Raw genomic sequence first — 25,752 nt, forward strand, 5'->3', positions numbered from 1 at the left:
TTGAACCATCAGCAGGCCATGGCGGTGACGGAGAGCGAGGCGCAGCGCGCCTGGGCCCGCGTCCGCAGCAACCTGCGTGAATCGGCCGGCGCGCGACTGTTCGAGCAATGGCTGAAGCCGATGGAACTGATCGAGGACGGCGATGCCGACACGATCCGCCTCGGCCTGCCGTCCGCGTTCATGACCAACTGGGTCCGCAATCACTACGCCGACCGGCTGATGCTGGAATTCCGGGCGCTGCTGCCGAACGTGCGCGGCGTGTCGATCGAGACGCGGGTCGCGGCACCGGTCGCGGTCAAGCTGGTGGCTGAGACGTCTGCTCCCGTGGCGCCTGCGCCGCCGCCATCGTTCCAGGCGGCACTGCCGCTCTCCGTCAGCGTTGCCGCCAAGCCCGCCGCCGAACGGCCCACCCTCGATGCGCGCTTCATCTTCGACCGGTTCGTCGTCGATGCCGCCAACCGCGTTGCGTTCAATGCCGCCCGGGCGCTCGCCGAACCCGGTGTGCCGCGGTTCAGCCCGCTGTTTCTCCATTCGGGAACGGGGCAGGGCAAGACGCATCTGATGCACGCGATCGGCCATGCCTTTCTGGCGCAGCACCCCGACGCCACCGTCATCTGCATGTCGGCGGAGCGCTTCATGTTCGATTTCGTCGCGGCGATGCGGGCACGCGACACGCACAGCTTCAAGCAGCGGCTGCGGGGTGCCGACCTGTTGCTGATCGATGACCTGCAATTCATCGCCGGCAAGGACGCGACGCAGGAAGAGTTCTTCCACACCGTCAACGAGATCATGAGCGCGGGCAAGCGGCTGGTGATCTCCGCCGATCGCTGCCCGCAGGCGCTGGACGGTGTCGAGGCACGGATCGTCAGCCGCATGTCGGTAGGGCTGGTGGCGGACATCAAGGCGCCCGACCTCACGTTGCGGCGCACGATACTGGACAGGAAGCTCGCAGACCTGCCGGAGGCGAAGGTCCCGGTGGAGGTGCTGGACCTGCTGGCGGCGCGTATCCACGCCAACATCCGCGAACTGGAAGGCGCGCTGAACCGGGTGGTCGCCTATGCGCAGTTGACCGGGGACAGCATCGATATGGATTTCGCGGTGGCGACACTGGGCGACGTCCTGCGCGGCGCTCAGCGGCGGGTGACGATCGACGAGATCCAGAAGCTGGTCAGCCAGCACTTCGAGCTGAAGCCGCTCGATCTGGTGTCTGCGCGACGGAGCCGTGCGGTGGCACGGCCGCGCCAGATCGCGATGTATCTGGCCAAGCGCCTGACGACGCGGTCGCTGCCCGAGATCGGGCGCAAGTTCGGCGGGCGGGATCATTCGACCGTAATTCACGCGGTGCGCAAGATCGAGGAATTGCGCGATCAGGATCGCGATATCGATGCGGCGGTGCGGACGTTGATGCGGGAGCTGGAGGCCTGACCTTCTAGCTCCCCTCCCTGAAAGGGAGGGGTTGGGGGTGGGTCGCCGCATGCGAGACGGCGTCAATGATCTCCCGATAGACGCCATCGAGATTCGCCATCACGTCGCTGTTCCAGAAGCGCAGGATCGTCCAGCCTTGCCATGCTAGATATGCGGTGCGGTCGGCATCCTTTTCCATCATGTCGCCGTGATGGCCGCCGTCGAGTTCTATGCCGATATTGAGCGAGCGGCAGGCGATATCCAGAATGTAATGGCTGACGACCAGTTGCCTCGTGAAGCGGGGCCTATGGTCGCGGAGGACGCTCCACAGGCGGCGTTCGGCTGGGGTTGCTTCATTGCGGAGGCGTCTTGCCGCTGACGTCAGTTCCGGGGGCGTGCGCTGCATGTCGTCACGCTACGCGGCGGTTTCCGCGGGGCTACCCACCCCCGGCCCCTCCCTTGCAGGGAGGGGAGCAGTTAGAGAACCAGTCCCATCGCTTGCTGTGCCTGACGCAAGACCGGAGCCGCCAAGTCGCGGGCCTTTTCCGCGCCCTTGTTCAGGATGGCGTCGATCGCGGCGCGATCGTCGAGCAGGCGAGTCATTTCGTTGCGGATCGGGCCGAGCTTCGTCACGGCGAGGTCGGCGAGATCGGGTTTGAACGCGCCGAAGCCCTTGCCGGCATAGTCCGCCAGCACGTCCGTCGGCGTGCGATCCGCCAGTGCGGCAAAGATCGTCAGCAGGTTCTTCGCTTCGGGGCGGTCGGCCAGCTCGTCGATCGAGTCGGGCAGCATGCCGGGGTCGGTCTTCGCCTTCTTGAACTTCTCGGCGATCGTTTCGTCCGAATCGATCAGCTTGACCACGGATTGTTCGGACGGGTTCGACTTGGACATCTTGGCCGAGGCATCGCGCAGGCTCATGATCCGCGGGGCGGCGGCGCTGACCAAAGGCTCTGGCAGGGTGAACAGCTCCGTCGCGTAATCGCCGTTGAACTTGGTCGCGATGTCGCGGGCGAGTTCGAGGTGCTGTTTCTGGTCGTCACCGACCGGTACGTGCGTCGCATTGTAGAGCAGGACGTCGGCCGCCATCAGGACGGGGTAGTCGTACAGGCCGACGCTGGCGCCTTCGCGGTTCTTGCCTGCCTTGTCCTTGAACTGCGTCATGCGGTTGAGCCATCCGACGCGGGCGACGTTGTTGAGCAGCCATGATAGCTCGCTGTGCGCCGGCACGCGCGCCTGGTTGAACAGGATCGAACTGTCGGGATCGATGCCGGCCGCGACCAGCGTCGCGGTCATCTCGATCGTCTGCGCGCGCAGGTCGGCGGGGGGGATGAATTCGGTCAGCCCGTGCAGGTCGGCGATGAAGTACAGCGTCTCGCCGCCCTCCGCCTGGATCGCGTCCTGCATCGCGACCCATTGCTTCACCGCGCCGAGGTAATTGCCGAGGTGGAGGTTACCGGTCGGTTTGATACCGGAGACGACGCGTTTAGCGGGCATGGACGGGCCTTCAGGACTTGGAACGGAGAAGCTGGCGGATGTCCGCCGGGCGTAATGCCCCGGTCACGAACACCGCAGCGGCATAGACGAGCATGCCGGTGCCGACCAGCACGACCATCGCGCCCCAGCGGGCGAGGTTCGCGCCGGTGGTGTAGGGCTGGAACAGGTCGTTGAGGAAGAACATGACGCCGCCCATCAGCAGTGCGGCGACCAACAGGCGCGGCGCGCGGCGCTTCAGTTGGGCGTCGGGGACGAACTGGCCGCGCTTGGCGAGCGTGCGGTAGAGGAGGGCGACGTTGACCGTGCTGGCGATCGCGGTGGCGAGTGGTGGCCCCATGTGCTTCAGGGGTACGATCAGCGCGAGGTTGAGCGCGAGGTTCACGCCCATCGATATGGTGGCGTAGCGGACCGGCGTCTTGGTGTCCGAGCGGGCATAATAGCCCGGCGTCAGCACCTTCACGAGGATGTACGACGGCAGGCCGATCGAGAAGGCGGCGAGCGCTTGGGCGGTGAACAACGTGTCGGTGGCGTCGAACTTGCCATGCTGGAACAGCGCGGCTGCGATCGGGGTGCCGCAGATCACCAGCGCGACCGTGGCGGGCAGGGTGAGCAGCAGTGCCAGCTCCATACCGCGGTTCTGTGTCGCCATGGCGGCGGCTTCCTCGCCGCGGCCGAGCAGGCGCGAGATGGTCGGCAGCAGGACGGTGCCGAGGCCGATGCCGATCAGCCCGAGCGGCAGCTGGTTGAGGCGATCGGCGGCGTAGATGTACGACACGGAGCCGGACGGCAGCAGGCGCGCAGCGAGCGCGGTCGATACGACGAGGTTGATCTGCACGGCACCCGCGCCCGCTGCGGCGGGGCCGATCAGTGCCAGTAGCCGCTTCACGTCCGGCCCGAGCCGCGGCAGCTTGAGCCGCAGCGTTACCCCGGCGCGGCGGCAGGCGTACCAGAGCCACAGCAACTGGAGCGCGCCCGAGACGGTGACGGCGATCGCCTGGTTGCGCGCGGTGAGCAGCGGCACGTCGTCGTGGAAGAACAGCAATGCCGCGATCAGCGTGGCGTTCAGCAGGATCGGCGCAGCTGCGTTGACCCAGAACTTGTGCAGCGAATTGAGGATGCCGCCGAGCAGCGAGACGAGGCTGATGAACAGCAGGTAGGGAAAGGTCAGCCGTGCAAGCTGGACCGCAAAGTCGAACTGCTTCGGATCGACGCCGTTGAACCCGCCCGACAAAGCGTAGGTGACGGGCCATGCGGCAAGTTCCATCACCGCGGTCATCACGATCAGGATCGGCAGCAGGATCGACAGCGCGTCTTCGGCAAAGGCGATGCCGTTCGCGATGCCGGTCCCTTCCGCCGCCTTGTCACCCTCTGCCACCTTGCGGTTGAACATCGGGATGAAGGCGGCGGAGAAGGCGCCCTCCGCGAACAAGGCGCGAAACAGGTTGGGCAGGCGGAACGCGATCATGAACGCGTCCGAGGCGAAGCCCGCTCCGACGAAGCGGAAGAACAGCGAATCGCGCAGTAAGCCCAGTATCCGGCTGGCGAGCGTCAGCCCGCCGACCGAGCCGAGCGCCTTCGTCAGGTTCACGCGTGTTCGCCCCCCGCCTTATGGATCAGGCGTGACCGATGTCGCCGACCTGAAACGCGCCACCGCCGCCGTTCTGGTCGGCCTGCTGCAGGTAGAGCTGCGCGAAGTCGATCGGCTCGAGCAGCAGCGGCGGGAAGCCGCCGTCGCGAACGCAATCGGCGAGGACACGGCGTGCGAAGGGGAACAGCAGGCGCGGCGCTTCGCCGAGCAGGAACGGCTGGATCGCGTCGGCGGGCACGTTGCGCAGGCCGAACAGACCCGCATAGGTCAGGTCAACGATGAAGGCGGTCTGGCCATCGGCCTCTGCCTTGACATCGATCTTCAGCAGGACCTCGTGCACCTCCTCGCCGACCTGCGCAGTGCCGATGTTGAACTGCACGTCGATCGCGGGCGGGTTCGGGTTCTGGAAGATCGCCGGTGCGTTCGGGTTCTCGAATGACAGGTCCTTGACGTATTGGGAGATCAGGCCGGCCGCCGGCGCGGTGTCTTCGCCGTTGGTCATCGGCTGCGTGTCGATCGTGGTGCCGTTGTCCTGGTCGGCCATGGTATGATCCTTGAGATGAAGCGGAAAGGTGGGGGAATGAAACGGAAAGATGGGGACCGAAGCAGCCCGTCGGGCGTTCGATGCCGATGGCGCCCGCGCCTAGCAGCGCCTGCCCGGAGTTTCAACGGCGGGTGAAACAGGTGTGGTTTGAATAAAAGGGGCATTCGGCCTATGTATCGGTCAGGATCGGAGGCACGGTGTTCTACGTAGTTCTTCTTGCGATGGTGGCGGCCTTTCTGGCGCTGCGTCTTTACAGCGTGCTCGGCAAGCGTACCGGCCACGAACAACAGCCGTTGCCGCGCGCGGCGGAGGATCGCCCCTCGGCCGTTCCGGTCGCCCCGCGTCCGATCGATGCGGCGCCCGAGGCACGCGATCCGGTCAGCCGCAACATCGAACCGCGCGCCGAAGCCGGCCTGCGCGCGATCATCGCGGGCGAGCAGGGCTTCGACGTCAGCCAGTTCATCGGCGGCGCACAGGCTGCATATCGCATGACTCTCGAGGCCTTCTGGGCAGGCGACGAGGCGGCGCTGGCCGATCTTGCCGAACCGGATGTCGTGCAGGCGTTCGGCGAAGCCATCGCGGCGCGCCGCGAGGCGGGCGAGACGCTCGAGAACCGGCTGGTGTCGATCGAGCGCGCGGTGATATCGGATGCTTCGCTCGACGGACGCGAGGCCCGGATCACGATGCGGTTCGACGCCGACATCGCTGCGGTGACGCGGGACGCCGAGGGGAACGTGATCGCCGGGTCGCTGACCGATGCGGTCGAGACGCACGACGTATGGACGTTCGCCCGGACGCTGAAGAGTCGCGATCCGAACTGGAAGCTGGCAGACACCGACGAGGAGTAGGCTGAGGTCGTTCCTCCTTCGCGTTAGCGCAGGAGGGGCACCTTGCCGAAGGGGCGGTTCAGACGGCGTCTTCCCAGGCGACCAATTTTAAAGCTTACCTTTTCCCGGTTGCCGCATTGCGGTGCCGCTCTGCCCGCGAGGGGAGACGAGTGGCAAACAAGTCCTTGTCCCCACGGGCATGCTTGGGCAGAGCCTTGTACGAGGCCATCCGCCGTTCGGTGGACACACGGGGACTTCGATGACCGGTAATCGCATATTCGCCAGCATCGCGCTGGCCCTTGTCCTCAGCGCTTGCGGCGGGCGCGTCGTGCCACTCGCCACCGGCAACGCATCCATCGGGCAGCCGTCTCGCGATGCTGCCACTCCGCCGGGCCGTCCGGCCCCTCGCCCCAGCGCCCCCGGTCAGCAGATTGCCAGCGGGCGCGGGTTCGATGGGCGGATCCAAGCTGCGGTGCCGATGCTGGCGGCGCCCGTGATCGCACATGCAGGTGCGACCACCGCAGCGAGTGCCGGCATCGTTCCCGGCCCGTCGGTCGATGCGCTGCCGATCACCGATGCGCAGGCGGAATCGGCACGACTGGCGTTCCTGTCGAGCTGCCCCGGCCTGATGCGACGCACCGATGCCTCCGGCCTGACGCGCGGTGCCGACTGGCAGCAAGCCTGCGCCGCGGCGGCGAGCGTGCCGCGCGGCAGTGCGCGCGACTTCTTCATCCGCTATTTCGAGGCGGTGCAGGTCGGCGATGGCAAGGCCTTCGCCACCGGCTATTACGAACCCGAAATCGCCGCCTCGCGGGAGCGTCGTGCAGGATACGAGGTGCCGATCTACGCACGACCCAACGATCTGGTCGACGTCGATCTCGGCCAGTTCAGCGACGCGCTGAAAGGCAAGAAGATCCGCGGACGCGTATCGGGCACCAACCTCGTCCCTTATTACGATCGCGCGGCGATCGACACCGGTGTGCTGGATGGCAAGGCACCTGTGCTTGCCTGGGGCGCGGACGAGGCGGCGGTGTTCTTCCTCCAGATCCAGGGATCGGGGCGCCTGCGGCTGCCGAACGGCGAGATCATGCGCGTCGGTTACGACACGCAGAACGGCCGCGATTATACCGGGATCGGTGCGCTGATGAAGGCGCGCGGACTGTTGCAGCCCGGCCAGACGTCGATGCAGGGGATCGTCGCCTGGCTGCATGCGCATCCGGCCGAGGGGCGGGCGATCATGCAGGAGAACAAGAGCTTCGTGTTCTTCCGCGAGCTGAACACGCCCCCGGTGGGTGCGATGGGCTATGTCGTCAACGGCGGGGTGAGCGCGGCCGCGGACGTGAAATACGTGCCGCTCGGTGCGCCGGTGTTCCTGTCGATGGACCGGCAGGACGCCAGCGGATTGTGGGTGGCGCAGGATACCGGCGGTGCGATCAAGGGCAGCAACCGGTTCGATACCTTCTGGGGCGCCGGCGCCACCGCGGAGGCCACGGCAGGCGGCATGGCGGCGCGGGGCACGGCATTCCTGCTGCTGCCGACGGGAACGCTCGCCCGCACGCAGGGCGTTCAATATGGCGCGGGGCAATATGGAGCGGGGGCCGGTGCGCCAGCTCAACGCTGACGAGGCCGACCTGTGGGCGCGGGTGATGGCGACGGTGAAGCCGTTGCGACCGGTGCCGGTCGTGCGGCCCAAGCCCGTTGCCGCTCCGACCGTGCCGGTAAAAGCGACCAAACCATCGAAGGCGCTTACTCGCGCAATCGCGGCGGCGCGACCGGTCCCATCGAAGCCGGTCGCGGCCGTGCCCTCAGCGCGACAGAATACGCTCGATGGCAGTTGGGACAAGAAGCTGACACGCGGGATCGTCAGCCCGGATAGCTCGATCGATCTGCACGGGCATAACCTGTCATCGGCGCATGCCTTGCTGGACGAGGGATTGTCACGGGCGATCGCGCGAGGGGATCGCGTGTTGCTGCTGGTGACGGGCAAGCCGCCGCGGCCGGAGAGCGAACGGCCGCACGCGCGTGGTGCGATCCGCGCTGCAATCGCCGACTGGCTGGCAGCGTCACGGCATGCCGATGCGATCGCCGCGGTGCGCGGTGCGCATCCGCGGCATGGCGGGCAGGGAGCCTTGTACATCGTGCTGCGGCGCGGGCGGTGACCCTCCCCGATCTCCGCGAGAGGAGGAAGACCGCTCGGTGCGGCCGAATGGTGGAGGGGGAGGAATGCCCTGATAACGAGGTTCGAAGCCAACCTCCCCGTCCGTCGCGCGTTCGACGTGCCTCCTCCGGGCGGTGGAGGGCCGTTCAGGTCGTCAGTCGCGCGATGACATCGGCGTAGATCGCCGTCAGCGTTTCCAGATCGGCGACGGCGACCGCCTCGTCCACCTGATGCATCGTCGCGTTGATCAGGCCGAATTCCACCGTCGGGCAGAGCTTCGACAGGAACCGCGCATCGGAGGTGCCGCCCGAGGTGGACAGTTCGGGCACCAGCCCGGTCTGCGCCTCGATCGCTGCGCTCATCAGCGCGGTGAATGCGCCGGGTTCGGTCAGGAACGCCTCACCCGAAACCTTACCCTCGACGACTGCGGCGGGGGCGTGTTCGTGGACGATCGCACGGACCCGGTCGATCAGGTCCGCGCCGCGCTGTTCGTCGTTGAAGCGGATGTTGAGGCGGGCGCTGGCACGTGCCGGAATAACGTTGTGCGCGGGATTGCCGACGGTGATGTCGGTAATCTCCAGGTTCGAAGGCTGGAACCACGCATTGCCGTGATCGAGACCCATAGCCTGCAATGCCGCCAGCGCCTGCGCCAGCTTGCCCGCCGGATTGTCGGCGAGGTGCGGGTAGGCGACATGACCTTGCCGGCCGGGTACGTCGATCCAGACGTTCACCGATCCGCGCCGGCCGATCTTCGCCATGTCGCCGAGACGTGCCACCGACGTGGGTTCGCCGACGAGGCACAGGTCGGGCGCGATGCCGCGCGCCGCCATCCGTTCGATCAATACCGGCGTGCCATAGGTCGCCGGACCCTCTTCGTCGCCGGTGATGAGCATACTGAGCGTCGGGCCCGTCGCACGCGAGGCGGCTGCGGCAAAAGCGGCGACGGCGCCTTTCATATCGACCGCGCCGCGCCCGTGGAGCAGGCCGCCGTGCACGTCGCCGGACCAGGGCGAACCGGTCCAGCCATCGCCGGGGGGCACGACGTCGACATGACCGGCAAAGGCCAGATGCCGGTCCCCGCCCGGGCGCAGCGCGATCATGTTCTCGACAGGGCCATCGGGCGCTTCGCCGACGACGAAGCGATCCACCGTAAAGCCGATCGGCACCAGTGCGGATTCGAGCACGTCGAATACGCGCCCGCGGGCCGGTGTCACACTGTCCGCCCGCAGCAGGGCCTGCGTCAGCGCGAGAACGTCGATCAACGGGACGACCTCATGCCGACGGCGGCTCGTATTGCTGGATCACCCAATCCTCCTCCTGCGCGCCGGCGACCCAGTCCTGCATCCACGGGTGCTGGATGACGGCGTCGATATAGGCCGCAGCGAAGCGGGCGATCGGCAATTGATAGGAGATGATGCGGGTGCACACCGGCGCGAACATGATGTCCGCCGCGCCGAACTGGCCGAACAGGAATGCTCCGTCTCCACCCCAGCGCGCGCGCGCCTGTGCCCAGAGCTCCATGATCCGGCCGAGGTCGGCGAGCACATCGTCGTCGGGGCGGCTGGCCGGAAACACCTGCCGGATGTTCATGGCGTGCTTTCGACGGAGCGCCGTGAAGCTGGAGTGCATTTCCGCTGCCATCGATCGCGCCATCGCACGTGCGGGTTCGTCCTTCGGCCAGAAGCGGTCGCGCCCGACCTTGTCGGCAAGGTAGTCGACGATCGCGAGACTGTCCCACACCACTGCCTCGCCGTCCCACAGGATCGGCACCTTGCCCGACGAGGGTGCGAATTCCGCGCCCTCGCGACGGCGATCCCATTCGGCATCGTAGAGCGGAACGACGACCTCGTCGAACGGCAGGCCGGATTGCTTGCAGGCCAGCCAGCCACGCAGCGACCAGGAGGAATAGGCCTTGTTACCGATGATCAGCTTCATGCCGCGGGTCTAGTGGATCGTCCCGCGGCACGTAAGTCATCTTCGTAACGATCAGCCTTGCCGCTGCCCGAATTCAGCCCAGCGCAGCGCCGATTCCGCAAGGTAGGCCCGTACGAAGCTGGTGCCTGCGGTCGGCGGAAACGCTCCGGACGTCGAACAGCCGGGTGCGGAGGCGACAAGCGTCTTCACCGCCTGCCGCTCGGCCGTCGATCCGTGATCGCTGAGCAGGACGGAGCGGGCGGCGCCGGGGGCCCGTACGACGAGGCAGTTCGCGATCGCGGTATAGGCACGGTCGTCGGGCAGGCGTGCCTTGCTTCGCGCCCATTCCGATGCCTGAAACGCGTCCAGGTCCGACTGGGTGGTGCCGGCGCTGTGCAACGCCCGGCCGACCGGCTGTCGCTTGTACATCGCCTCCGCCAGGCTACCCCGCAGGAACACGACCGGCGGACGATAGGCGTAGGGCAGGCATCCCTTCGAAACACCGACGAGCTGGCGCAATTCGGTCAGCTCGGTCCGGGTGTTGGGCGATGTTTGCAACAGCGAACGGACCCGCGTCGGACTGACGTTCGTCGCGCATCGGCCATATTGCTGCGCGAGTTCGTAGGTCTGCTGGTAATATTTGCTTTGCGCGAACGTACCCGAGCCGGGAAAGCCGTTCAGCGGCAGGAACGTGCGCGGCACGATCGGCGAACGCATCGGTACCGTGCCGGGGAAGATGTTCGGGGTCGCAGGAACGGCGGATGGCGGCGCGGTCGGTGCCGTCTGCGCAAGGGCTACAGGTATGCCGGCGGCCAATGCCCCGACAGAGGCGAGACAGAGCAATGCCGTGTTCATCGACGTTCTCCCGGTATCCGCCGCCCGTACGCGGCGAGATGATCATCCACGCAGCGGATGTACGATGACTGAACCGGAAGGTTGCGCGGGTTAGCCGATCGCTTCGAGCACCGCTGCGCGGAGTTCCGGAATGCCCATGCCGCCTTCGCTCGACGTCGCGAGGATGTCGGGGTGGGCGGCGGGGCGCTTGCGCGCCTCGGCAGCGACGCTTTCCATGACGTCGGCGAGTTCGGTCGCCTTCACCTTGTCCGCCTTGGTCAGGACGAGGCGATAGCTGACCGCTGCCTTGTCGAGCATTTCGAGGATATCGCGATCGACCTCCTTGATGCCGTGGCGTGAATCGATCAGCACCAGCGCGCGCTTCAGCGTGTCGCGACCGCGCAGGAAGTCGTTGACTAGGAACCGCCACTTCTTGACGACGTCCTTGGGGGCCTTGGCGAAGCCGTAGCCGGGCATGTCGACCAGCCGGAACGACAGCGGCAGGCCGACGTCGAAGAAGTTCAGCTCCTGCGTCCGGCCTGGCGTGTTCGACGTGCGCGCCAGCCCGTTGCGCCCGGTCAGCGCGTTGAGCAGCGACGATTTGCCGACGTTGGAACGCCCGGCGAACGCAACCTCCGGCACGATCGGCGCGGGCAGATGCTCCAGCGCCGGTGCCGACTTCAGGAAGCTGATCGGCCCAGCGAACGTCTTGCGCGCGTGTTCGATCAACTCCGGCGTGAAGCCTTCGTCATCCGGGGTGACGATGTCCTCGCTCACTTCGCGGGCGCCGTCTTGAGGTCGGGGTGGCGGGCGTACAGCACCCGCTGTTGCAGGATCGCGAGGAAGTTCGACGCGATCCAGTAGACCTGCAGGCCGACCGGGTAGCTCGCCATGACGAACATCAGCACCCACGGGATGATCGCGAACACCTGCTTCTGGGTGTCGTCCATCGGCGCCGGGTTCATCTTGAACTGGAAGTACATCGAGATGCCGAGGATGATCGGCACGACGCCGATCGCGATCATGTGCGGCGGGGTGAAGTGCAGATAGCCGAACAGGTTGAGCGGCGTCAGCGGATCGGGCGCGGACAGATCCTTGATCCACGCGACGAACGGCTGGTGCCGCATTTCGATCGTCAGCATCAGCACCTTGTACAGCGCATAGAAGATCGGGATCTGAAGCAGGGTGGGCAGACAGCCGGCGACGGGATTGACCTTTTCGGTCTTGTAGAGGCCCATCACCTCCTGCTGCATGCGCGGCTTGTCGTCCTTGAAGCGCTCCTGGATCGCCTTCATCTTCGGCTGGATCGCCCGCATCTTGGCCATGCTGGCGAACTGGCGCTGTGCGATCGGGAACATGAGGCCTCGGATCGTCACCGTCAGCAGGATGATCGCGACGCCGAAGTTGCCGACCATGCGGAACAGCCAGTCGAGATAGGTGAAGATCGGCTTTTCGACGATTTCGAACCAGCCCCAGTCGATCGCCTTGTCGAGCTTGGCGACGCCGGCGTCGTTCTCATAATGCTGAAGCGCCTTCACTTCCTTCGCGCCCGCGAAGAAGCGACTGGTCTGGGTCAATGCCCGACCGGCCGGCAGCAGCTTTGGAGCGAAGGCATAATCGGCCTGATACGCCTTGTTGGCGCCGCTGCGGAACTGGCCGTCGAACTGCGCCGACTGGTCGGGGACGAGTGCGGTCAGCCAGTATTTGTCGGTGAAGCCGAGCCAGCCTGCCGTCGTCGTGAACTTGACGGGCGCCTCGTCCAGCTCGTCGAACTTGACGCCGTAATCGGCACCGCCGCCATGGACCGACATCGGGCCGGTGTGGATCTGCCACGTGCCGGGGTCCTTCGACACGCCGACGCGATTGACGTAGCCATAGGGTGCGACCGGCACCGGTGCGCCGCCGCCGTTCTGCACCGTCTGCTTGACGGTGAACATATACTGGTCGTCGACCGTCAGTTCGATCGCGAACCGCTGTCCGGTCGCGTTGGCGGCGGTCAGCGTCATCGGGCGACCGGGGGCGAGCAGCTGCGACGAGGCGGTCCAGACGGCATCGGCGGCGGGCGGCTTCAGGCCGTCGTCGCGCCAGCCGAACCCCGCGAAATACGCCTCGGGCGCGCCGGCCGGCGACAGCAGGCGTATCGGCGGCGAATCCTTGGCGATCGTTTCCTTGTACTTGACCAGCACGAGGTCGTCGATGCGCGCGCCCTTGAGGTTGATCGAGCCTTGCAGCGTCGGCGTGCTGATGCGGACACGTGGCGATTCACCGAGCACGACCTGACGGTTGCGTACCGCACCCGGCGCGTCGGCGGTCGGATCGGCGGAAGTCCGCGCCGGAATCGGCTGCGACTTGCCGTTGACGATCTTCGTCACCGGCGGGTTCGCGACGGGGAAGAACTTGCCCTGGATCAGCGGCCACGCGAACAGGATCAGCGCGGCGATGACCGCGAACAGGACGAAATTCTGGCGTTCTTTGTTCAAGGTCTTGCCCCGTCGTAGCTCAAGGGACGGGATCGGGTCCGTACCCGCCCCAGGGATGACAGCGCGCAATCCGCTTCGCCGCCAACCATCCGCCCTTTGCCGCGCCATAGCGGCGAAGGGCGGTGATTGCATAGGCGGAACAGGATGGCTGATAGCGGCAGGTGGGCGGCATCACCGCCGATGGCCCCAATTGCCAGCCGCGCGCGATCAGGATCAGCAGCTTCGCGATCACCGTTTCGGCTTTCGCGGTGGACGCGGACGGGCGGGAGCGCTTTCGCCGCGGGTGATCTTGGCCAACGCCTTGCCGAGTTCGGCCTTCAGCGCCGCATGATCGCGCTCGATGCCACCGTCGCGGCCGATCAGCACGTGATCCGCACCGCGAATGCCGCCGACCGGCAACAGCTCACGCGCCAACGCCCGCAACCGCCGTTTCATGCGGTTCCGGACGACGGCGTTGCCCACTTTCTTGGTGACGGTGAAACCGACGCGCATCGCGGGGTCACCATCGTCGCGGTCGCGCACCAGCAGGACGAATCCCGGCATCGGCGCCCGCTTGCCCGCATTCGCCGCGAGGAAATCGCGACGAAGCGAGAGCGTCGAGACGGTTACGCCGACAGCTTCTTGCGGCCGCGGGCGCGACGAGCGCGGATCACCGCACGGCCGCCGACCGTCGCCATCCGCGAGCGGAAGCCGTGGCGACGTGCACGCACCAGGTTGCTCGGCTGAAAGGTCCGCTTCATGATTCATTCCCTGATCGTCTAAATAGCAAATGGCCGCCACGCAGGACGGCCTTGATGGGGCGCGCATACCGGGAGGCGGCACGCAAGTCAACGCGAGCCGATCCGTTCTGCAGGGGGACCAGATCGGCCATGTCCTGACGTGCTGTCCATCATGATGGCTGTTTGCATCATCCCGTGGAAGTGGGACGGGTGTATTACATCTGCAAGACGGTTGCAGAAAGATGTTTTGGTCCATTCCAGACCTACGTAAAGCCGCTATGGGTCGTGCCAGCGGAGGAAAGACATGGCGGCGATCGTCCAGACGGTGGCGTATCTGGGACTGGAGGCGCGGGGTGTCGAGGTGCAGGTGCAGCTCATCCCCGGTCTGCCGGCATTTCACGTCGTCGGCCTCGGCGACAAGGCGGTTGCGGAAAGTCGCGAACGCGTTCGCAGCGCCGTGTCCGCGATGGGACTGGCGCTGCCACCCAAGCGAATCGTTGTCAATCTGTCGCCCGCCGACCTGCCCAAGGAGGGATCGCATTTCGACCTGCCGATCGCGCTGGCCTTGCTGGGCGCGATGGGCGTGATCGATGTCGAGGCGCTGGCGGACTATGTCGTTGTCGGTGAACTGGGGCTCGATGGCCGGATCGCATCGTCACCCGGCGTGTTGCTTGCCGCCTTGCACGCAGGCGCGGGGGGCAGGGGGTTGATCTGTCCTGCGGCGCAAGGGTCGGAAGCGGCCTGGGCGGGGTCGGTAGAAGTGCTTGCCGCGCCGGACCTCCTCGCGCTCATCAACCATTTCAAGGGGCATGGCCTGCTCTCCGCGCCGATCGCGGGCAAGGTCGAGAATGTCGTGCAGGGCCCGGACCTGCGTCAGGTGAAAGGACAGGAGGTCGCCAAGCGTGCCCTCGAGATTGCGGCGGCGGGCGGTCACAACCTGCTGATGATCGGCCCGCCCGGCGCGGGTAAATCGCTGATGGCGTCGTGCCTGCCGGGCATCCTGCCGCCGCTCGATCCGGCCGAGGCGCTGGAGGTCTCGATGGTCCAGTCGGTCGCAGGCACGCTGGCGAACGGCCGCATGACACGCAGCCGTCCATTCCGCAGCCCGCATCACAGCGCGTCGATGGCGGCGCTGACGGGTGGCGGTGTGAAGGGTGAGCGTTTAATTGCATCGGGGATCGTTGCATTGCACCGGCGGTGAGGGCTGCGCGATGAGCCAGTCTGTCGATCACCACCGTTGCGACAAGGTGCGTCATTCTTCCTCTGGAGCAATCCGATCCCTGGGGGCTCTACCCAAGCGGTGGTCCATTATGACGCGATAGATCGTTGGTTGGCTAGTTCCAAACCGCTGACTGATCTCGGCCACTGGGGTACCATTTTCCAGATATAGCTCTGCGGCTTCCTGCGCTTGTTGAACAGTTAAAGCCCGTTTGCGACCTTTCCGAAATGTGCGAAAGTCTTGCTTACGTCGACGACTCTCGATCAGCAGATCCTCCTCTTCACCAGACTCTTTTTCAAGGTCGGTTTCCAAGTTATCGTATATAGTAGAAGCTATCCTTAGTAGAGATAGATTATGACCGTTTGACAATAAAATATCTTCTTTTGAAAACTCTAAGTGTATATCACGAGAAAGGCATCTTTCAAAAAGATCTGATAAATCATTTGCTGAGTAAGCGAGCGTAGAAAGATCGTAAAATACAAAAGTTGTTCCAGGTTCTGCACGAAATATCTCAGCTCGAGCTAGTTCGCGCTGAATGTTATTGTATTTTCTTGGCTTGGGCGGACGCAGGATTACGCGCTCGCATTCATCTAGGTTGATCGATTCTAGCATCAAAGATATTTTGCGATGAGAAGTCCCCCATACGTACCCCACCCGTACTCTCTTGGGTCCGCCTACAGCATTTGATTGATCAGATCGCTGCGAGTCGCCGAGCTGTTCGAGTGCTTGCATTGAAAGACCGGTCAGAGTTGAAAGACGCCGAAGTAAATCCGGGGGGCATGAGAAATCTAGTATCAAAGAGCTTACGGGCGTAAGGCCGAATGCACGTAGCAATGATTGCGCGCTAGGTAGCCCGAACTCAAATGCGATCTGGCGAAGCCAGCCGGAAAGCTTTTCATCAGGCCGGGGCTTGGATATATATGGCAAGCGCATCATGGCTTATTTACATTCCGCTGAAGAGCGAATGGTAGTCTTCACCCGTTAGTGAAAATGCACATCTCTCGCTCGCTTCGACTGATTTCAAGCGTAAATTGGTATCGTGTCCGCAGGGTATACTCTGAATGGGCATAGGCTTTGGTACGCAAAACCCGTTCAAACAGTCGGTAGCAGCGAAATCGGACACCTCATTATGAGGGTTTAGAGTCTGCCTGAACACATTAGGGTTGCGCGTTTGACATTGCTGCATCAGCCTCTGCCTGTCGACGGCGATCACGAGCAATCTTGGCGAGCAGCGTTCGACTGCACCCAGTCGCATCCATTATATCGCGCCAGCTTCGGCCATCGCGAAGAAGGCTCGAGATCGCAGCGTTGCGGGTCTTGTTCTCGGGACGCCCCTTATAAAGGCCCGCTGCCTTGGCTTTTGCAGTGCCTTCGGCTTGTCGACGACGGCGATCCTCATAGTCCTTACGGGCAACCGCGGCGAGTACGTCCAACATCATGGCGTTGACCGCTGCGAACATTCGGCCGGTGAACTCATCCGTCGGTGCCGTCAGGATCCACGACGTCGGCAGGTCGAGTGCAACAACCCGGACCTGCTTGGCGTCGATTAGATTACGCAGCTTGATCCAGTCGGGTGAGGTGAGGCGGGAAAGCCGATCAACCTGCTCGACCAGGAGCACGTCTCCCGGCTCGCAATCTGACAGCAGGCGGAACAGCTCTGGCCGGTGAAGCTTGGCTCCACTTTCGTTTTCGACATAGCGGGCCGCAATCCGAAGCCCGTGCTTGGCCGCAAACACGTCGAGGGCGCTCTTCGCGCGCGACGCATCCTGTTCGGAGGTAGAAGCGCGCAGATAGGCTCGAATGAACATCCCGTAGTCTTCTATATGTGGTGCTTATTAGTCTAGTCCTTTTTACGTCGTCAGGACGATATTAAAATACCAGCTATTGAAAGGTCTGCGAAAGGCATACGTTAAAAGCACCGGAGATTATGCACGTGGGGCAGCTTCACGTCGATGAGCCATAATCCAAACGGTGTGGTACAAACGAGGCTCGCTGGCATACCGTGGGGACGGTTGCTGCTAAGCCGGGATATCCCTAGAAGATGATGACGATGCTGATCAGAGGTACAGAGGCCGTCATGACGCTACAGATCAACATAACGCCAAACGGGCGCATGAGCCTGCCCGCTGACGTTCGCAAGCGGTTGGGCCTGACGGGTGGCGGTGCGGTATATCTCGACGAAACCGAAGATGGCGTTGTTCTGCGAACCGCCAGCCAAGCGGTGGCAAGGGCGCAGGCGCTGGCCGAGCAATATACCGGCGGTAATCCCGACGCCTCTGTTGACGCATTCCTCAATCGGCGTCGCGAAGATAGCGGCGAATGAGCGTGGTTCTCGACGCCTCGGCTCTCATCGCAATGATCAAGGGTGAAAAGGGATCTACCAAGGTTGCAGCCGGTATCGCCGGTGCGCGAGTGAGCAGCGTGAACTACGCTGAGGTGGTGACCCACTTCATTCATACCGGAATGCCCGAGCGAGAAGTTGATGCCATGCTTGATCCGCTGCCACTGACGGTAGTGCCGGCCGACAAGGCCTTGGCGAAAATCGCCGGGCGGCTGCGCGCCGCGACGGCCGAGGCGGGCCTTAGCCTTGGAGATCGCTTTTGTCTGGCTCTAGCCCGACGGGATGGATTGCCCGCTTGGACAAGCGACCAGAACTGGAAGAAGATCGCGGATGCAGTCGAGGTCAAGGTCGTGACGATCCGCTAGAACTTGGCGGGAAGGGCAGGGGGCAACCACCTGTCGATCCTCTGGAAGCGGAAGGTCTGCATCCTGGTGGAAAACCGCCTGTCCGCTGTTGGGCGGCGTTTCGGCGAAAGCTGCCGGGCGACTTCCGACCCATAGTAAGTCATTCAGGACAACTTTTCTGCTCCCTGAAAGCCGCCGTCCGGCCGCGCGGTTGGCTGCGGCTCAGCTGAACGAGCCGGGCACCGGCTCCTGCGTAGCGACACCGTTAACGCACAGGTTAGCGTGTCGCAGATGTGCGTTGAAAGTCGCGTAATTCCGCGACTGACATTCGCGACAGCTACGCCGTCAGCCGACCACGCTTGAGCTGGTGTAGCGAAACTCAGGATATTCGCGACAATCCTCCCACTAACCCATGACGATCATCTCGGTCGCGATCAGCGCGAGCAGGACCATGACGAGCTGGCGGAAGCGCTCAACGGGCAGACGCTTGATGAGCAAGCACCCCGCCCAGGTGCCAACGATCATCGCCAGCCCCATCGCGATCGCCAGCGGCCAGAAGGTTGGTCCAAGGTCGATCGTCGCGCCGTAAACAATTGTCTTGGAACTGTGCATCACGATCGAGGCGACCGCGTCACTCGCGACATAGGCAAGCGGTGGCAAACCGAGGCTCAGGAACACCGCTGCGCCGAGCGGCCCGGCGCTCCCGACTAGCCCGGACAACAGGCCGGTCACACCGCCCCCGATCACCAGCACGCGGCGCGAGGGTTTAAACGCGATCATGCCCGTGGCCTTCAGGATGACGAACAGCAGGATCGCCACGCCCACGATCCGCGCAACGAGCGCCGTCGGTAGCGACGCGAACGACAATGCGCCCAGCATCGAGAACGGTATGGCAGCGGAGAGGAACAGCAACACGGGCCGCCAACGGATTGGCGCCAGCCCAGCCCATCCCGGCCGGCGCACCGTTGCCGATGATCTGGACGATCGTCAGCAGCGTCACAGCTTCGGTCACGCCGACGACTTAAATCAGCAGCGGCAGCAACAGCAGTGCCCCGCCAAACCCGGCCGAACCCGAGATTGCAGCAGCCGCAAATGCACCGACGATCAGCAGCCCATATTCGATCATTGGTGTCATCGGTCGAACCGCGGCATGACCGACCAGTGTTCCAGCTGCTTGTAGACGATCACCTTGTCGCCGAGCAGGTCGCCATGTCGCCGGCAGAACCGGTCGAGCTGGTCGCGTTCGCCGACGAGTTCGACGCAGATCGTCAGATGGGGATCGGCCGCCTCCGATCCGTTCTCGCGGATCTGGCCGTGGTTGCTGAACCCATAGTGCGTGTGTTGCGCGACGGCATTGATGATGCCGTCTGGATTAGCTCGCGATAGAGCGGCTTGGCAGCCCACAGCGTACGCAGGCTGCGCTCACCAATTCGGTCGGACGGTTTCATGTAGATACGCAGCATGCCGATTTCGCGATGCTGGACGGTGAAACGATTGGGCATGGACAAACCCTCGATTGGTGGGGGGATCAGGAGCGTGGGCTTCGCGAGGCGCGGTGTGCCCGCGCCTCGCGAAGCGTCGCGTTCGGGGTGAGGCCGGTCGCCGGCACCTTCGGCACCGCGACGCGCTGCGACAGGTAGATGCCGTTATGACCGGAGCAGAGGTAGGCGACGAAGCAGGCCACCGCGATCGGCACCGCATAGGCAGCGCCGAACAGTTCGATGCCCATGAAGGTGCAGGCGAGCGGGGTGTTGGCCGCGCCCGCGAACAGCGCGACGAAGCCGAGCGCGGCGAATACGCTGGTGGGCACGCCGAACATGGGGGCGAGTGCGTTGCCGAGCGCCGCGCCGATGAAGAACAGCGGTGTCACCTCGCCACCCTTGAAGCCGGCGCTGAGCGTGACGACGGTGAACAGCAGCTTGATCGCCCAGCTCCACGGATGCGTGTCCGGTCCGAAGAAGCTGGCGATGGTGAGGCTGTCGGGCGTCGCTGCCAACGTGCCGAGTCCGAGATAGTCGCGCGTTCCGAACAGGTAGACGAGCGCGATGACCGCGATGCCGCCAATGGCGGGGCGTAACGGGCCATAGGAGACGATGCGCTTGAGCCACCCGCCGAGCGTGTGATTGGCTTCGGCGAAGGCGAGACCGACCAGCCCGAACGCAACCCCGGCGACGCCCGCCTTGGTGACGAGCAGCGCATCGACCGGCACCAGCGCATCGATCCGGTAGACGCCGTGATGGATGCCCCAGGCAAGGCACGTCCAGTCGCCGACCAGTGCCGCGACCAGGCACGGCACCAGCGCGCGATATTCGACACGCCCGATCGCCAACACCTCCAGTGCGAACACCGCCCCTGCGATGGGCGTGCCGAACACCGCGCCGAACCCGGCCGCAATGCCCCCCATCAGCAGGATGCGGGTGCCGTCAGCATCGAGCTTGAGCGCGCGACCGAAACCGCTGGCGAGACTGCCGCCCAACTGGACGGCGGTGCCTTCGCGCCCGGCCGAACCGCCAAACAGATGGGTCACCACCGTGCCGAAGAAGATCAGCGGTGCCATCCGCAGTGGCACCCCCCCGCCCGGTTCGTGGATCTGCTCGACAATAAGGTTGTTGCCGCCCTCCACCGAGCGGCCGGTCAGATGGTAAAGCAGTCCGACCACGAACCCGCCGATCGGCAGCAGGTAGAGCAGCCAGGGAAAGGCAAAGCGAAGCCGGGTCACGGCATCGAGGCTCCACAAGAAAGCCGCGCAGAGCGTTCCCACCATTGCGGCCATCGGGACCAGGATCAAGGCCCATCGCAGCACCGACATGGCATGGGTGCGGCGATCGCGAATGAACGCTGCCATGTTGAACTGGTCGTAGAGATTGCGAAATGTCGCGCGCACGATTCCTCCTTGCTGCCTTGCGGCGCCTGGTAGGAATCATCGACCCTTGCGAGGGCGGTTCGGCCGAATGGCCCGGCGGAAATCCATCGCCGTGCCGAGCATATGCTGTCCGACGGCGACCTGGTCAACCATCGGCAGGGTCACGATGAGACCATTGTTTTGCTGAGGATCAATAATTGGCTCAACCATGGAATAAATCTCGACGGGCGTCGTCTACGCTTTCGAGACTGATGCGCCGGAGGCTTATGCGTAGACGAAATTGGATGCTGGGTCTGACTGCTTCGGCCATGCTCACCGGCGCAGTCGCGGCCGCCCCCGCCGATGGCTACGCCAGCATGGTATCTGCCGCGATGGACCGGATGATGGCGGGCATGATGGTCAAGCCGTCCGGCGACGTCGACCGCGACTTCGTCGCAATGATGCTTCCGCATCACCAGGGCGCCATTGATATGGCGGTGGCAGAGCTGCGCTACGGTCATAACGAGCAGCTCAAGCGCATTGCGCAGGAGATCATCATCGATCAGCAGCAGGAGATCGCCGCCATGAAGTTGGCGATTGGTCAGCCGCTACCCCCTTCGACGCCAGCCCCGACGCAGGGCGGCGACTACCACAGCCATATGGAGCACTGACATGATCCGGACCTTCCTGCGCTCGGCCGCCTTGCTGATGAGCGCCGCACCGGGCATTGCCATGGCCCAGCAGGCGCCGTGGAACGCCAAGGACGTGCCTGTCAGCCACCGCGACCGCGTCTATGCATCCGAACAATTCTCCAACACGGTGTCGGTGACGGACCCGGCCGACAACAGGTTGCTCGGCGTCATCAAGCTCGGCGATCCGCAGCCGATGAATTTTTCCCCGCTCTACAAGGGGCAGGTGCTGGTTCACGGCCTCGGCTTCTCGCCGGACGGGAAAACACTGGCGGTCGTGTCGATCGGATCCAACGCCGTGTCGTGGATCGACACCGCCACCAACACCGTCAAGCACACGACCTATGTCGGGCGCAGCCCGCATGAGGCGTTCTTCACGCCGGACGGCAAGGAGGTGTGGGTTACGGTACGCGGCGAGGATTACATCGCCGTGCTCGACCCCAAGACGTACAAGGAGACCGGTCGCATCAAGACGCCCGGTGGTCCGGGCATGACGATCTTCTCTCCCGATGGCCGATACGGCTATGTCTGTTCCTCGTTCAATCCGGTGCTGGCCGTGTTCGATGTCTCGACCCACGCGCAGGTCGGACAGGTGGCGCAGCCGAGTCCGTTCTGTCCCAACATCGCCGCGACGCCGGACGGCAAGCAGGTGTGGTTCACGCTGAAGGACATCGGCAAGACGGTCGCATTCGATGCCAAGCCGCCTTTCGCGATCCTCAAGGTGCTGGATACCGGACCGATCACCAATCACGTCAACTTCGCCCGCACGGTCAGGGGACAGTTCGCCTATGTCACGGTAGGCGGGGAAAACGCGGTGAAGGTGTTCCGCACGTCCGACTTCGCGCTTGTCGCCACCATCCCGGTCGGCAAGATGCCGCACGGTGTCTGGCCATCGGGCGACGGCCGGCGCATCTATGTCGGGCTGGAGAATGCTGATGAACTTGCCGCGATCGACACCGCCGGCAACAAGGTCGTTGCCACCGTGCCGGTCGGACAGGCACCGCAGGCGATCGCCTATGTGCCGAACGCTATTCCGACAGGCCTCGGCACCGACAATCTTCAACCGCTCGGTACGGCAGGCAAGGCGGTGCATCTGAACATGGGGCCGGTTCGCGGCAATGGTGCTGCAAGCAGCATTACCCTCTTCGACCAGGGCATCATTCAGGTCGTGCAGAGTGCCGTTACCGGTTTGCAGCCCAAGAAGCCTTACATGCTCGTGCTCACCGCCAACGCGGACGGCAGCGGTGCGGTAGAGCCGCTTGCGAACTTCATGAGCAATCCGGCAGGTGCGGCGATCGTCAACGCGTCGGGTCCGATCCGGCAGATCGTTCAAGGCAGCACCGCGGCACCCCGGCGTTTTCTGGCGGTCGCCGAGGTGGTGAACGGCGCTCCGGGCCGCATCGTGCAGGTGCAGCGCGACTGAGATGGACCCGCTTGCCGCCGCGATCGAGCCACTGATCCCCGGTCTGCGCCGCTATGCCCGGTCGTGGTTGCGCGATCCGGCGATGGCGGATGACGTGGTGCAGGATTGCCTTGAGCGCGCGGTCGGGCGCTGGCGCCAGCGACGGGGTGCGGAGGTTCGCCCATGGGTCTACGCGATCCTGCACAATCTGTTGGTCGACCATCAGCGGCAGCACAGTCGGCGAGGTACGGCGGTTCCGCTCCACCTCGTCGACGACGCTGCGCTCGGCCGCCCGGCCGATCAGGACGTAGGCCTGCACCACCGAGACCTGTTGCGCGCACTTGATGCGTTGCCCGAGGAGCAGCGGACGGTGCTGCTCCTCATTTCCGTCGAAGGTCTGTCATATGGGGAAGTCGCTGCCGTCGTCGGCGTGCCGCTGGGAACGGTGATGTCGCGCATATCGCGGGCGCGCGACCGTCTGGCGACGCTCCTCCGCGAGGGTGAACGGCCACGATTAAGGAGTATTCGATGACCAGCCCGATCGGAGAGGACGATCTGGCCGCGTGGATCGATGGAAGGCTGTCGCCCGAGCGGCAGCGTCTGGTCGACGCTTACCTTGAAGGCCAGCCGGACGTGCATGCCCGTTTGCGGGAGCAGGCGGAGCAGGCGCGAGCCCTTGCGTCCCTGTTCGCTCCCATCGCGGAGGAACCGATCCCGGCGACGATGCGCGTCGCAGCCATCAGGGGACGGCAACGCCAACCGCCTTGGCAACTCGCCATCGCCGCGTCGCTTCTGCTGGCGGTCGGATTTGGCGGTGGTTGGTCGAGCGCGCGGTGGAGCGGCGAACCCCACGCGGGCATCGCGGCGCTGGCCAATGAGGCGAGCGACAATTTCCGTGTCTATGCCGCCGACCGGATTCGACCGGCGGAAATCGGCCCCGACCAGCGCGCCATGCTGATCCGATGGACCTCCAGCCGATTGGGTGAGCGCGTGACCATCCCGGACCTCAGCACAGCGGGTTACCGCTATGGCGGGGGGCGATTGGTCGCGACGCCCCACGGCCCTGCAGCGCTGCTCCTCTATGATGGACCGCAAGCGTCGAAGCTTGCGGTGCTGACGAGGCCCATGCAAATCGACAAGAGCGCAAGCATGACCAGCACGTCCAGCGGGACCATGGGCCGGGTCACATGGGCGGTCGACGGGATCGGCTATAGTGTGGTGGGGGAGCGCCCCGCTGCCGAGCTGCATCCGATCGCCAACGAGGTCCAGCGCCAGGCCGATGCGGCGCTTGTGTCCTGATAGCACCTGGCCAGTTCTCAGCGCCGACAGGCACTGGGCGGACCAGCGGGATCACGGCTTGCGCGCGGCATCGTTCCGGTCGGCCTCTGCCGGAGTCAGCCTGGCCCGTTCGCGAATGCGACGTTCGAGTGGAGCGCCGACGAACAGTACGAGCATCGCAAGGCTCAACCCGCCGATGATGAGCGGCCACACCGCCAACCCTGCTGCCGCGCCGATCGTGGCTGTTACCCAGATGCATGCGGCAGTCGCCAATCCATGCACTTCCTGACCCTGGCCGACCCGCAGCACAGCGCCGGCACCGATGAAGCCGACGCCGGACAGAATGCCCTGCATCGCCCGTCCTGCGGCATCGGCGTTCACATTCGGCAAGCCACTGTGTACGATCGCCTGCACGGCGATGCAGCTCGCCAGACCGACGAGGCCCAGCGTCCGCAAGCCCATGATCTGCCGGTTCTCGCGCGAGCGTTCCCAGCCGAGCACCATCCCAGCCGCGGTCGCCACCACCAGCCGCCCGATCGCATCGATCCAAAAGCCGAGATCCGGTGCCGCTGACGCTTCGATCATTCGACCAGCACGTGCACATGATGCCAGGCGGTGCACAGATAGCCAGCGAAGTTCCACATCGTATCCGGCCGCTCGGGCTGACCCTGTCCAGTGTCGTCGAAGGCGCGCACGACAAGGTGCTGGCGCCCCTTGTCGAGCGTGGCGTCGAGGGTCCAGCGCCGCCAACCCCAGTGCGCCTCCGGATCATCGGTGAACGTCGCCTGTTGCCAGTCGCGACCACCGTTTACCGACACTTCGACCCGAGAGACGCGGCGATCATAGGCGATGGCATAGCCCTCGATCCGCACCTCCCCGGCCGGCAAGCTTTCGCCAGAGCCGGGCACGCAGATCGCGGCGTTGAGCGGCATGGCATTGATGGTCAGACCCTGGCTCCAGTCGACGGTGTCGCTCGTCACATCGGCAGGAAAGAGCTTGTAGTCGTGCGCCTGGATCGGTGCGTCGGATGGCGTCTCGCGCACCTCGATCCGTGTCAGCCATTTGGCGCTCCGCACCCCGGCATAGCCCGGCACCACCATGCGGATCGGTGCGCCGTGTTCGGGCGTCAGCGGCTCGCCGTTCATCGCCCAGGCAATGAGGACGTCGGGTTGCCGCGCCTTATCCATGGCGATCGAGACCCCGAACAATGCTTCCTCGCCTTCGACGTCCACCTCGTCCGCTCCGGTGAACGCCACGAACAGGTCGGACGCATCCGGCGCACCGACGGCATCCAGTACGTCGGACAGTCGTACGCCGGTCCACTCCGCATTGCCGATCGCGCCCACGTCCCACGGGTCGCCGGACGTTTTTGCGAACTGCTGAAGATCCGTGCGCCGGTTGCCGGCGCACTGGAGAACTGCCGTCACCGTCCGCGTGGCCAACGCGCTCTTCAACTCCTCCACCGAGAAGGAGCGTCTTTCCATGCTCATCCCGCTGACCTCGATCCGGTGATCGGCAGGCAGATCAGGCACCGCACCATGGCTGCGCACGTAGAACAGCGCCTGCGGCGTCAGGAACCGCTCGATCAGCGCGCCGGGCGTCGGCTCGGCGTTGTAGGGCTCGGATTTGCGCTCGATCATATCAGTCATGGACGAACCAACGCCGCAAGCGCGCG

Annotated in this window: 29 protein-coding genes, 1 pseudogene and 1 riboswitch; of the genes and pseudogenes, 11 read left to right on the plus strand and 19 right to left on the minus strand. The window is 64.7% G+C overall.

What is annotated here, in order from left to right; translation table 11 throughout:
- The first annotated feature begins 18 nt into the window (after positions 1-18).
- Positions 19-1,425, plus strand: a complete 1,407-nt coding sequence (gene dnaA / locus NF699_00345) for a chromosomal replication initiator protein DnaA (GenBank protein ID USU07159.1) — start codon at positions 19-21, stop codon at positions 1,423-1,425.
- A gap of 4 nt (positions 1,426-1,429) precedes the next feature.
- On the opposite strand, the gene NF699_00350 is transcribed toward dnaA, so the two are convergent.
- From NF699_00350 to secB, 4 genes are all read right to left on the minus strand, one after another.
- The gene (locus tag NF699_00350) at positions 1,430-1,810 is read right to left on the minus strand and encodes a DUF559 domain-containing protein (protein USU05203.1); all 381 of its coding nucleotides are present in this window, start codon (positions 1,808-1,810) and stop codon (positions 1,430-1,432) included.
- A gap of 71 nt (positions 1,811-1,881) precedes the next feature.
- The gene (gene trpS, locus NF699_00355; protein ID USU05204.1) at positions 1,882-2,898 is read right to left on the minus strand and encodes a tryptophan--tRNA ligase; all 1,017 of its coding nucleotides are present in this window, start codon (positions 2,896-2,898) and stop codon (positions 1,882-1,884) included.
- Between the two features lie 10 nt (positions 2,899-2,908).
- Positions 2,909-4,486 carry a murein biosynthesis integral membrane protein MurJ gene (gene murJ, locus NF699_00360; protein ID USU05205.1) on the minus strand — a complete coding sequence of 526 codons (1,578 nt, stop codon included), beginning with the start codon at positions 4,484-4,486 and terminating at the stop codon, positions 2,909-2,911.
- A 25-nt stretch (positions 4,487-4,511) separates the two neighbouring features.
- Complete coding sequence (secB, locus tag NF699_00365; GenBank protein USU05206.1) at positions 4,512-5,030, minus strand: protein-export chaperone SecB; 519 nt, start codon at positions 5,028-5,030, stop codon at positions 4,512-4,514.
- A gap of 197 nt (positions 5,031-5,227) precedes the next feature.
- Between secB and NF699_00370 the strand changes: the two genes are divergently transcribed.
- The 3 genes from NF699_00370 (at position 5,228) to NF699_00380 (ending at position 8,016) form a co-directional block, all read left to right on the plus strand.
- The gene (locus NF699_00370) at positions 5,228-5,878 is read left to right on the plus strand and encodes a Tim44/TimA family putative adaptor protein (protein USU05207.1); all 651 of its coding nucleotides are present in this window, start codon (positions 5,228-5,230) and stop codon (positions 5,876-5,878) included.
- A 238-nt stretch (positions 5,879-6,116) separates the two neighbouring features.
- Positions 6,117-7,478 carry an MltA domain-containing protein gene (locus tag NF699_00375; GenBank protein ID USU05208.1) on the plus strand — a complete coding sequence of 454 codons (1,362 nt, stop codon included), beginning with the start codon at positions 6,117-6,119 and terminating at the stop codon, positions 7,476-7,478.
- Between the two features lie 25 nt (positions 7,479-7,503).
- Entirely contained in the window at positions 7,504-8,016 is a 513-nt protein-coding gene (locus NF699_00380; protein ID USU07160.1) for a Smr/MutS family protein, read from the plus strand.
- Between the two features lie 145 nt (positions 8,017-8,161).
- Here NF699_00380 and dapE read toward each other — a convergent pair whose 3' ends face one another.
- The 8 genes from dapE to rpmH all read right to left on the minus strand — a co-directional run bounded on the left by dapE (position 8,162) and on the right by rpmH (position 13,983).
- Positions 8,162-9,277 (minus strand): succinyl-diaminopimelate desuccinylase, encoded by a 1,116-nt coding sequence (dapE, locus tag NF699_00385; protein USU05209.1) that lies wholly within the window; start codon positions 9,275-9,277, stop codon positions 8,162-8,164.
- A gap of 10 nt (positions 9,278-9,287) precedes the next feature.
- Entirely contained in the window at positions 9,288-9,950 is a 663-nt protein-coding gene (locus NF699_00390) for a glutathione S-transferase family protein (protein ID USU05210.1), read from the minus strand.
- Between the two features lie 51 nt (positions 9,951-10,001).
- Complete coding sequence (locus tag NF699_00395) at positions 10,002-10,784, minus strand: hypothetical protein (protein USU05211.1); 783 nt, start codon at positions 10,782-10,784, stop codon at positions 10,002-10,004.
- Between the two features lie 90 nt (positions 10,785-10,874).
- Entirely contained in the window at positions 10,875-11,540 is a 666-nt protein-coding gene (yihA, locus tag NF699_00400; protein ID USU05212.1) for a ribosome biogenesis GTP-binding protein YihA/YsxC, read from the minus strand.
- Complete coding sequence (gene yidC / locus NF699_00405; protein ID USU05213.1) at positions 11,537-13,243, minus strand: membrane protein insertase YidC; 1,707 nt, start codon at positions 13,241-13,243, stop codon at positions 11,537-11,539. Before yidC ends, yihA begins: the two co-directional genes overlap by 4 nt.
- A 19-nt stretch (positions 13,244-13,262) precedes the next feature.
- Entirely contained in the window at positions 13,263-13,475 is a 213-nt protein-coding gene (yidD, locus tag NF699_00410; GenBank protein USU05214.1) for a membrane protein insertion efficiency factor YidD, read from the minus strand.
- On the minus strand, positions 13,472-13,786 hold the full coding sequence (rnpA, locus tag NF699_00415) for a ribonuclease P protein component (protein ID USU05215.1): 315 nt from the start codon (positions 13,784-13,786) through the stop codon (positions 13,472-13,474). The genes yidD and rnpA overlap by 4 nt, the downstream gene beginning before the upstream one ends.
- A 62-nt stretch (positions 13,787-13,848) precedes the next feature.
- The gene (gene rpmH / locus NF699_00420; GenBank protein USU05216.1) at positions 13,849-13,983 is read right to left on the minus strand and encodes a 50S ribosomal protein L34; all 135 of its coding nucleotides are present in this window, start codon (positions 13,981-13,983) and stop codon (positions 13,849-13,851) included.
- Positions 13,984-14,266: 283 nt separating this feature from the next.
- Between rpmH and NF699_00425 the strand changes: the two are divergent.
- Positions 14,267-15,151 (plus strand): annotated as a pseudogene (locus tag NF699_00425) (ATP-binding protein).
- A 63-nt stretch (positions 15,152-15,214) separates the two neighbouring features.
- On the opposite strand, the gene NF699_00430 reads toward NF699_00425, so the two are convergent.
- Positions 15,215-15,793 carry a helix-turn-helix domain-containing protein gene (locus tag NF699_00430; GenBank protein USU05217.1) on the minus strand — a complete coding sequence of 193 codons (579 nt, stop codon included), beginning with the start codon at positions 15,791-15,793 and terminating at the stop codon, positions 15,215-15,217.
- 545 nt (positions 15,794-16,338) lie between these two features.
- Complete coding sequence (locus tag NF699_00435; protein USU05218.1) at positions 16,339-16,989, minus strand: recombinase family protein; 651 nt, start codon at positions 16,987-16,989, stop codon at positions 16,339-16,341.
- Positions 16,990-17,258: 269 nt separating this feature from the next.
- On the opposite strand from NF699_00435, the gene NF699_00440 reads away from it, so the two are divergent.
- Together NF699_00440 and NF699_00445 are read left to right on the plus strand one after the other, a co-directional pair.
- On the plus strand, positions 17,259-17,504 hold the full coding sequence (locus NF699_00440; protein ID USU07161.1) for an AbrB/MazE/SpoVT family DNA-binding domain-containing protein: 246 nt from the start codon (positions 17,259-17,261) through the stop codon (positions 17,502-17,504).
- Positions 17,501-17,887, plus strand: a complete 387-nt coding sequence (locus NF699_00445; protein ID USU05219.1) for a type II toxin-antitoxin system VapC family toxin — start codon at positions 17,501-17,503, stop codon at positions 17,885-17,887. The genes NF699_00440 and NF699_00445 overlap by 4 nt, the downstream gene beginning before the upstream one ends.
- Positions 17,888-18,271: 384 nt before the next feature.
- Here the strand turns inward: NF699_00445 and NF699_00450 are convergent, their stop codons facing one another.
- From NF699_00450 to NF699_00460, 3 genes are all read right to left on the minus strand, one after another.
- Positions 18,272-18,781, minus strand: a complete 510-nt coding sequence (locus NF699_00450; protein USU05220.1) for a sulfite exporter TauE/SafE family protein — start codon at positions 18,779-18,781, stop codon at positions 18,272-18,274.
- Between the two features lie 216 nt (positions 18,782-18,997).
- Positions 18,998-19,270: an enhanced serine sensitivity protein SseB C-terminal domain-containing protein gene (locus tag NF699_00455; GenBank protein USU05221.1), complete on the minus strand. Its 273-nt coding sequence runs from the start codon at positions 19,268-19,270 to the stop codon at positions 18,998-19,000.
- A 124-nt stretch (positions 19,271-19,394) separates the two neighbouring features.
- Positions 19,395-20,750, minus strand: coding sequence for a voltage-gated chloride channel family protein (locus tag NF699_00460; protein USU05222.1), 1,356 nt, complete (start codon positions 20,748-20,750; stop codon positions 19,395-19,397).
- A gap of 23 nt (positions 20,751-20,773) precedes the next feature.
- Positions 20,774-20,850, minus strand: a riboswitch (Fluoride riboswitch).
- A 163-nt stretch (positions 20,851-21,013) separates the two neighbouring features.
- On the opposite strand from NF699_00460, the gene NF699_00465 reads away from it, so the two are divergent.
- The 4 genes from NF699_00465 to NF699_00480 are packed head-to-tail and all read left to right on the plus strand — an operon-like array spanning position 21,014 to position 24,098.
- Positions 21,014-21,379 (plus strand): DUF305 domain-containing protein, encoded by a 366-nt coding sequence (locus tag NF699_00465; protein ID USU05223.1) that lies wholly within the window; start codon positions 21,014-21,016, stop codon positions 21,377-21,379.
- A 1-nt stretch (position 21,380) separates the two neighbouring features.
- Positions 21,381-22,820, plus strand: coding sequence for a YncE family protein (locus tag NF699_00470; GenBank protein USU05224.1), 1,440 nt, complete (start codon positions 21,381-21,383; stop codon positions 22,818-22,820).
- Position 22,821: 1 nt separating this feature from the next.
- Entirely contained in the window at positions 22,822-23,331 is a 510-nt protein-coding gene (locus NF699_00475) for an RNA polymerase sigma factor (GenBank protein USU05225.1), read from the plus strand.
- Positions 23,328-24,098 (plus strand): anti-sigma factor, encoded by a 771-nt coding sequence (locus NF699_00480; GenBank protein USU05226.1) that lies wholly within the window; start codon positions 23,328-23,330, stop codon positions 24,096-24,098. Before NF699_00475 ends, NF699_00480 begins: the two co-directional genes overlap by 4 nt.
- Before the next feature lie 51 nt (positions 24,099-24,149).
- On the opposite strand, the gene NF699_00485 is transcribed toward NF699_00480, so the two are convergent.
- Together NF699_00485 and NF699_00490 are read right to left on the minus strand one after the other, a co-directional pair.
- The gene (locus NF699_00485; protein ID USU05227.1) at positions 24,150-24,662 is read right to left on the minus strand and encodes an MgtC/SapB family protein; all 513 of its coding nucleotides are present in this window, start codon (positions 24,660-24,662) and stop codon (positions 24,150-24,152) included.
- Positions 24,659-25,726 carry a sulfite oxidase gene (locus tag NF699_00490; GenBank protein USU05228.1) on the minus strand — a complete coding sequence of 356 codons (1,068 nt, stop codon included), beginning with the start codon at positions 25,724-25,726 and terminating at the stop codon, positions 24,659-24,661. Before NF699_00490 ends, NF699_00485 begins: the two co-directional genes overlap by 4 nt.
- Positions 25,727-25,752: the final 26 nt, after the last annotated feature.

The sequence above is a fragment of the Sphingomonadaceae bacterium OTU29LAMAA1 genome, from assembly GCA_024072375.1.
Classification (GTDB): domain Bacteria; phylum Pseudomonadota; class Alphaproteobacteria; order Sphingomonadales; family Sphingomonadaceae; genus Sphingomonas.

Coding starts and splice junctions, on each gene's coding strand:
- NF699_00480 (USU05226.1), top strand. CDS start 23,328: ATGACCAGCCCGATCGGAGAGGACGATCTGGCCGCGTGGATCGATGGA.
- secB (USU05206.1), bottom strand. CDS start 5,030: ATGGCCGACCAGGACAACGGCACCACGATCGACACGCAGCCGATGACC.
- rnpA (USU05215.1), bottom strand. CDS start 13,786: ATGCCGGGATTCGTCCTGCTGGTGCGCGACCGCGACGATGGTGACCCC.
- NF699_00490 (USU05228.1), bottom strand. CDS start 25,726: ATGACTGATATGATCGAGCGCAAATCCGAGCCCTACAACGCCGAGCCG.
- NF699_00380 (USU07160.1), top strand. CDS start 7,504: ATGGCGACGGTGAAGCCGTTGCGACCGGTGCCGGTCGTGCGGCCCAAG.
- NF699_00440 (USU07161.1), top strand. CDS start 17,259: ATGACGCTACAGATCAACATAACGCCAAACGGGCGCATGAGCCTGCCC.
- NF699_00430 (USU05217.1), bottom strand. CDS start 15,793: ATGCTAGAATCGATCAACCTAGATGAATGCGAGCGCGTAATCCTGCGT.
- NF699_00465 (USU05223.1), top strand. CDS start 21,014: ATGCTGGGTCTGACTGCTTCGGCCATGCTCACCGGCGCAGTCGCGGCC.
- NF699_00470 (USU05224.1), top strand. CDS start 21,381: ATGATCCGGACCTTCCTGCGCTCGGCCGCCTTGCTGATGAGCGCCGCA.
- NF699_00475 (USU05225.1), top strand. CDS start 22,822: ATGGACCCGCTTGCCGCCGCGATCGAGCCACTGATCCCCGGTCTGCGC.
- dnaA (USU07159.1), top strand. CDS start 19: ATGGCGGTGACGGAGAGCGAGGCGCAGCGCGCCTGGGCCCGCGTCCGC.
- rpmH (USU05216.1), bottom strand. CDS start 13,983: ATGAAGCGGACCTTTCAGCCGAGCAACCTGGTGCGTGCACGTCGCCAC.
- NF699_00435 (USU05218.1), bottom strand. CDS start 16,989: ATGTTCATTCGAGCCTATCTGCGCGCTTCTACCTCCGAACAGGATGCG.
- NF699_00375 (USU05208.1), top strand. CDS start 6,117: ATGACCGGTAATCGCATATTCGCCAGCATCGCGCTGGCCCTTGTCCTC.
- NF699_00395 (USU05211.1), bottom strand. CDS start 10,784: ATGAACACGGCATTGCTCTGTCTCGCCTCTGTCGGGGCATTGGCCGCC.
- trpS (USU05204.1), bottom strand. CDS start 2,898: ATGCCCGCTAAACGCGTCGTCTCCGGTATCAAACCGACCGGTAACCTC.
- NF699_00390 (USU05210.1), bottom strand. CDS start 9,950: ATGAAGCTGATCATCGGTAACAAGGCCTATTCCTCCTGGTCGCTGCGT.
- NF699_00350 (USU05203.1), bottom strand. CDS start 1,810: ATGCAGCGCACGCCCCCGGAACTGACGTCAGCGGCAAGACGCCTCCGC.
- NF699_00445 (USU05219.1), top strand. CDS start 17,501: ATGAGCGTGGTTCTCGACGCCTCGGCTCTCATCGCAATGATCAAGGGT.
- NF699_00485 (USU05227.1), bottom strand. CDS start 24,662: ATGATCGAAGCGTCAGCGGCACCGGATCTCGGCTTTTGGATCGATGCG.